Raw genomic sequence first — 6,000 nt, 5'->3', positions numbered from 1 at the left:
GTGAGAGGTGGAGAAGAGACCGCGGGGAGGGGCGGCCGCGGGGCGGGACTCGAAGGGGCAGTCGTGGGGCGGGCAGAGGCGACGCAAGCGCCGCAGGGGCGAGTGAAGCGAGCGACGAGGAGCGTGGTTCGAGAGAGCGAAGCTCTCTCGTCGTCACGAGACGCCTTCGGCGTCTCGAACGACAGCGAGCGTCTGCCCGCCCCGCGGCTGGGGCTCCGGCGGTGGTCACCCCAGATAGGCGCTAATAGACGAGGCCAACAGACGGCCGAGAAGTCGAGGTTTCGGGCGTACACGCGGACGGACGAACCGCTACACCCGAGCCGAATTAAAAGAACGTCGCGAGCCCCAGCGCTTCGAGGAGCGGGACCCCGGCGGCGATCGAACCGATCAGATACCCACCGATCGCGCCGCCGTTCAACAGCGGGAGCCCCGCGTGCGCTCGCCCCCGAATCACCCACCGCATGAGGACGAGCAGCCCGCCGAGGGTCCCGACCATCGCGAGCAGCGCGGGGAGGTTGACGCCGAGGAGGGGGACGGCGAGGTTCGCGGCCGGTGAGAACGTCGCCGCGCTGGCGATCAGCACCGTCGGGATGACGGCGTCGCCGAGACCGATGAAGAAGGCGTCGCGGTCGCCCGGCTCGGGCGAGTCCGGAACCTCGCCTGCCGCGTCAGCGTCCGGGCTCGTGTCAGCCGCCGCGTCTACATCGCCTTCCGCTTCCGCGTCGGTTTCGCTGTCCGCATCGACCTCCTCGTCCGCGCCGACCCCCGCGGCCTCGTCGCTGGCCGCCTCTCCGTCGAGCAGGGAGTACGACACCGACAGCGGGATCACCAGCACGACCGGGATGTTCAGGTCCATCACGCCCTCCGCGAGCGACAGCATGTGTTCGGTGCCGTAGACGGAGACCGCGTCGTAGACGGCGAGGACGGCGAGGAGGATCAGCGCGGGCAACAGGCCGAAGGAGATACCGAACAGCCCGGCGGCGCCCGCGCCCATCAACACCCCCGCGGTGTCGATCACGTACCACTCGGGGTGGACGAGCAGGCCGACTGCGACCGCGACCGCGGGGACGGCCGCCGCGAGCGGCGGGACGAGCGCGGAGAACACGTACCACGAGAGCCACGCCGAGACGCCGACGATCAGCAGCCGGATCGCCCCGTCGAAGTCGTACCGGAACGCCGCCAGCATCACTCCGGTCATCGCGACGATGGCGACGACGTACAGCACGCTGTTCGCGGGGTTGTCGGGGTTCTCGACCGCCTGATAACCGCTCGCGGCGAACTCCGGGACCAGCGCCAGCGCGCCCACCTGAACGACCAGGAACAGCCCGACCACGAAGGCGACGCCGCGGTACTCGCGGGGGAACATTCGACCGTCGGTTCGTCGGCCGAGGGTTTCGTCCTTGCGCTTCGGGCCGCGGGCGCCGACGGTACCGACCGCTATCGAGGAATCGGCGGCGCACAGAAACGGGTTCGGGCTCGGTGTGGGAGCGGGTGGACCCGAACCCAAGCCGACGGACGACGGACGGTGGAAGCGAGTGGCCGGCCGGCCCGCCCGAAACGGGATGGGGCCGGCCGGATTCGTCCGCGGCATTTACCTACTCAGCCGAGCGACGTAAGAACGTATCGCCCGAGTTATCAGCACGGATATTTTCATTGGCGGACCGGACGATGAGCCGTGGCGGAGGCTCACGGCTTGGAGACGACGGAAGGAGATGAGTCGAGGAGCGGTGGGCGAAAGGGGAGGAGTCGAGGAGCGATGGGCGAAAGGCGAGGCGGCGGCGAGAGGCGGCGGGCGGCGGCCGGACAGCGGACCCCCGGGCTGTCGTCGGCGTCGCCGCCCGAGCGGTCGGGACGGGCGCGCGGATCGATTAACGCCGAATTCCAACGAGAAAAGCGTCGGTCTTCGGCAAAATAGGGTACGTGCCTCACGCGTATAAATGTGTGAGATCCGGATCCGGTCGAGGGGGCGTTCGTCGCGGGAGACGACGCGCCGCGAGCCGGCTCAGCGACGGTCGCGGAGCGCGGGGAACTCCTCGCGGACCGTCGCGACCCGCTCGGGGTCCACGGCGGCGGTGACGACGCCCGGTTCGTCGCCGACCGACGCGAGCGCGGGCCCCCACGGGTCGTACACCGCGCTCCGCCCGCAGAGTTCGTCGTCACCGAACCGACCGCTCCCGTTGACCGCGGCGACGTACGTCAGGTTCTCGATGGCCCGCGCCCGTCCGAGGGTCCGCCAGTGCTCGATCCGCGGATACGGCCACGCGCTCGGGACCAGCACGCACTCGACGCCCCGATCGGCCATCGCGCGGAACTGCTCCGGGAATCGGAGGTCGTAGCAGGTCGTCACCCCGACCGTGACGCCCGCGAGGTCGACCACCGGCGTCCGCTCGCCGGGCACCATCCGGTCCGTCTCCTCGGAGCCGTAGCCGAACAGGTGCCGCTTCCGGTAGACGAGCCGGCGCTCGCCGTCGGCGTCGAAAAGCACCGCGGCGTTCGCGAGCCCGGACTCGGCCGGGACCGCCAACCCGTCCGCGGCCGACGCCGACAGGTCCTCGACGACCGTGCCGGCGAGCACGGCCACGTCGTTCGCGTCGGCCGCGGCCGCGAACCGGGCGAGGCGGTCGCCGGCGAGGCTCTCCGCGGCGCGGCCGTACGAGTCGAACGCGAAGTACCCGACGTCGAACAGCTCAGGGAGGACGACGAGGTCCGCGCCCTCGGCGGCGGCCCCCCGGACGCGGTCGAGCGCCCGCGCGACGTTCGCCTCGACGTCGCCGCCCTCGACCGCCAGCTGGACGCCGGCGAGCCTCATGCCGGCGAGGCGAGCGAGGCCCGGAGCGCGTCCTCCAAGTTGTCCAGTTCGGCGTCGAAGTTGCGCTTGAAGAAGGACTCGACGCCCGGGAGGCTCCCGTCGACGACGAACTCGTTGGCGAGCCGACAGCCGCCGTCGTCGGTCTCGGTGATCTCGTGTTCTCCGGTCACGCGGAACGCCCGCGACTTCCCGACGAACTTCACTCGGTTCGGCGGGTCGCGCGCGACCTCCTCCGTCTCGACGTCGATCGTCGGGCGGATCATCGGTATCGGGAGCGCGACGTGCCAGGTCGCGGTTCGGTCGTCGTGAACTTCGAAGGAGTCGACCACGCTGATGGCGCCCGCGCGCTGCTCCGCGTCCGAGATGAACGCCCACACGTCGGCTGGCGGCGCGTCGAACTCGAACGTCCGGGAGACTCGAACGGTCATACGTCTCCGTTTAGGGCTACGGGTGTTAAAATTGCGCGTCGACGGAGTCGACCGCGAAGGACGGGGCGGGGCGCCGGGGGATCGCCGGCGCGAGCCTCACCCGTCGGGCGTCACGCGCCAGGTCGTCGACTTGGCGCGACCCCACTTCTCGATGTCGACGTCGTCCGACTTCTCGGCGAGGCGGGGGAGCCGCGAACCGACCTGTTTCGCGGTGAGTCCGATCGCGTCGGCGATCGTCTTCGAGCGAACGTACCGCTCACCACGGGTGACGCTGTCCGTGAGGTACGCGAGGATCCGCTGTTCCTCCTCGGTGTACTCGCTCATTGTCCCGTCTACGCGTCTGACGCTATTAACGGTTTCTCGTTCTGGAACCGGACGGCCGGTCGACGGCGGGGAGCGCCCGGTCAGCTGAACAACTGAACCGCGCCGACGGCGAGCGTCGCGAAGACGAACGCGCCCGCGAACCCCCACGCTTTCCCGAGCTGCCCCGGGTACGCTAGCATCACCACGGCGCTGACGGCCGCGACGGCGCCGAGCGCGAGCGCGACGCCGACCTCTTTGTCCGATTCGATGGAAGCCTCGCTCATACGAACCGCTTCGCGGGGGGCCACTTAGTTCATACGAACCGCGTGACGCCGACGGCTGGTAGTCACCGGAGGCAGCCGTGACGCGGGCGCCACGCCCGCCTCAGATTATCTCGACGTGTTCGGACGCCTCGTTGAGGGCGAGATTCGCGGCGATCTCGGCGTTCCGCATGGCGTACTCGGCGGTGTGCTGGAGACTGACGAGCACCTCGCGGGTCATGAGCAGCGTCTCGTTGTCCAGGTCGTTCGGCAGCTCGTCGAGGATCTCCTGTTCGCGGTCCTCCAGCCGCGAGAACAGGTCGCGGCACTCGACGGTGAGGTCGTAGTCGCGCTCGACGACGGCGCGGACCGCGAGCGCGGTCAGCTCGTCCACCTGATCGGTGAACTCGCGGATCTGCCGCATCGTCGCGCTGTCGACGTCGAGGGTGTGCCCGTCGGCCTCCATCACGATCTCGGCGATGTCCTCCGCGTTGTCGGCGGTGAGTTCGAGGTTCTTCGCGACGGAGCGGTAGCCGATGAGCGGGAACCCCTCTTCCAAGCCCACGGCGCGCGCGAGGTTCGGGTTCTGGTAGGCGGTGAAGATGAGCCGCAACAGGAGGACGAAGATCTTGTTCGCCTGCCGCTCGCGGTTGAGCGCGCGCTGCGCGAGGTCGGGGTTGCCGTGCGCGAGCGCCTTCACGCCCTCGCCGCGCATGGTCGAGCCGGTGTTCTCCAGCCGTTCGAGGAGGTTGTCGAGGGTGAAGTCCTCGGGGTCGACGGAGCAGCGGATCGAGATGTCCTCGGGCGTCTCCTCGATGACGCCGAGCCCCATCAGCTGGGTCTCCGCCTTGTAGACGGCGTTGATGTGTTCGCTGTCGAGCGCGCCCTCGCTGCGGACGTGGATCACGCGCCGCCCCAGCACGTACTGCGCGACGATCGCGCGTTCGAGCGAGCGCGCGTCGAGCGCGTCGGCGTTGATCACCGCCTCGGACTCCTCGGAGCTCACAGACTCGGGAAGCACCGTGAGGGTCCCCTTCCCACCCATTCGGAGCGACACCTCGTCGCCTTTGTTCACGCCGTGTTCCTGCGCCCACTCGGCCGGAAGGGTCATCGCCAGCGTCGACGGCCCCAACCGTTGGACCTTCCGCGTTTCCATACGCCACCGTATCGCGGGATAGACCTTAACCTTGTTCCCATGTTCATTATACGCAGCATCGAATATACAAGGTGATCGAGCCGGGCCGAAGGCCGACGGATGTCGACCGCGTCCGTCGGCCGCGCAACAGCGCGTTCGATCCGCGCGTTTATGTCGGTCAGGAAGGGAGAGATGGTATGACCGAGCGGGTACTCGTCGTCGACGACTCCTCCTTCCAGCGGACCGTCGTCCGCGACGCGCTGGAAGACCGGTTCGAGGTCGTCGACGAGGCGGAAAACGGCGCTGAGGCGGTCGAGCTGTTCGAGGCGTACGAGCCGGACGCGGTGTCCATGGACGTCGTGATGCCGGAGATGACCGGGATCGAGGCGACCACGGCGATCAAAGACCGGTGGCCCGACGCGGTGATCGTGATGTGTACGAGCGTCGACCAACAGGAGAAGATGATGGAGGCGGTGAAGGCGGGCGCCGACGGCTACGTGACGAAGCCGGTCGACGCTGCGGAACTGGTCGGCGAGTTCGAGAGCCACCTCGGGTAAACGCCCTTTCGGAGTCGAGTCTCGACGAGGAGAAGTGTGCTCCCGCGGGGACGGTCAGGCGGGGTCGAACGAGCGGAGGATCGCTGCGAGCGCGCTCGCGAGTTCCTCGAACCGGTCTATCTCCATCGAGTCGGTGGTCGCCCAGACGCCGTGGTCGTTCGCGATCACGCGCGTGAGGTAGCCGTTCACGAACACGCGAACCGTGAACCGGTAGTCGCCGAGTTGGGTGTCCGCGTACATCGACTGCGCGTGGAACCCCTGTCGCTCGTTCTCGGCGAAGCCGACGAGATCGGCGGTCTGGCTCAGGTCGCTGCGGAGGTACAGCTGGTCGATGTCGTCGTGCGTGAAGTAAGTGAGGCTCCGCAGTTCGTCGCCCGTCGCCGTGCGAGCGGCGCTGAGCAGTTCGTCGACGCGTGCGTCCGAGGGCTGAGACATACACACATGATCAGTGTTCACATACATGAGTGTGGGTGGTCGCGGCACCCACGGACGCGGCGCCGGCGAAGGC

The 6,000-nt window shown here is 68.7% G+C and carries 8 protein-coding genes; 1 reads left to right on the top strand and 7 read right to left on the bottom strand.

Going from position 1 to position 6,000, the window contains the following annotated elements; all coding sequences use genetic code 11:
- Positions 1 to 325: 325 nt before the first annotated feature.
- The 6 genes from B9H04_RS11700 to B9H04_RS11675 form a co-directional block, all read right to left on the bottom strand.
- Entirely contained in the window at positions 326 to 1,366 is a 1,041-nt protein-coding gene (locus B9H04_RS11700) for a presenilin family intramembrane aspartyl protease PSH (protein ID WP_049931254.1), read from the bottom strand.
- Between the two features lie 636 nt (positions 1,367 to 2,002).
- A complete protein-coding gene (locus B9H04_RS11695; RefSeq protein ID WP_085682728.1) occupies positions 2,003 to 2,809 on the bottom strand; it encodes a nitrilase-related carbon-nitrogen hydrolase in 807 nt (268 codons plus the stop codon).
- Positions 2,806 to 3,237, bottom strand: a complete 432-nt coding sequence (locus B9H04_RS11690; protein ID WP_085682727.1) for a CoxG family protein — start codon at positions 3,235 to 3,237, stop codon at positions 2,806 to 2,808. The genes B9H04_RS11695 and B9H04_RS11690 overlap by 4 nt, the downstream gene beginning before the upstream one ends.
- 96 nt (positions 3,238 to 3,333) lie before the next feature.
- Complete coding sequence (locus B9H04_RS11685) at positions 3,334 to 3,561, bottom strand: DUF7123 family protein (RefSeq protein WP_004598402.1); 228 nt, start codon at positions 3,559 to 3,561, stop codon at positions 3,334 to 3,336.
- Between the two features lie 80 nt (positions 3,562 to 3,641).
- Positions 3,642 to 3,824, bottom strand: a complete 183-nt coding sequence (locus B9H04_RS11680) for a DUF7525 family protein (protein ID WP_049931257.1) — start codon at positions 3,822 to 3,824, stop codon at positions 3,642 to 3,644.
- A 100-nt stretch (positions 3,825 to 3,924) separates the two neighbouring features.
- Positions 3,925 to 4,956 (bottom strand): phosphate signaling complex PhoU family protein, encoded by a 1,032-nt coding sequence (locus B9H04_RS11675; RefSeq protein WP_049931258.1) that lies wholly within the window; start codon positions 4,954 to 4,956, stop codon positions 3,925 to 3,927.
- 176 nt (positions 4,957 to 5,132) lie between these two features.
- Here B9H04_RS11675 and B9H04_RS11670 point away from each other — a divergent pair, with 176 nt between their 5' ends.
- Positions 5,133 to 5,492: a response regulator gene (locus tag B9H04_RS11670; protein WP_049931259.1), complete on the top strand. Its 360-nt coding sequence runs from the start codon at positions 5,133 to 5,135 to the stop codon at positions 5,490 to 5,492.
- Between the two features lie 54 nt (positions 5,493 to 5,546).
- Here the strand turns inward: B9H04_RS11670 and B9H04_RS11665 are convergent, their stop codons facing one another.
- Positions 5,547 to 5,927, bottom strand: coding sequence for a DUF7522 family protein (locus tag B9H04_RS11665; RefSeq protein ID WP_049931261.1), 381 nt, complete (start codon positions 5,925 to 5,927; stop codon positions 5,547 to 5,549).
- Positions 5,928 to 6,000: the final 73 nt, after the last annotated feature.

The organism is Halorubrum ezzemoulense DSM 17463, from assembly GCF_002114285.1.
GTDB classification, from domain to species: domain Archaea; phylum Halobacteriota; class Halobacteria; order Halobacteriales; family Haloferacaceae; genus Halorubrum; species Halorubrum ezzemoulense.
Note: the sequence above shows the minus strand (reverse complement) of the source record. Positions and strands in the feature narration are given on the sequence as shown.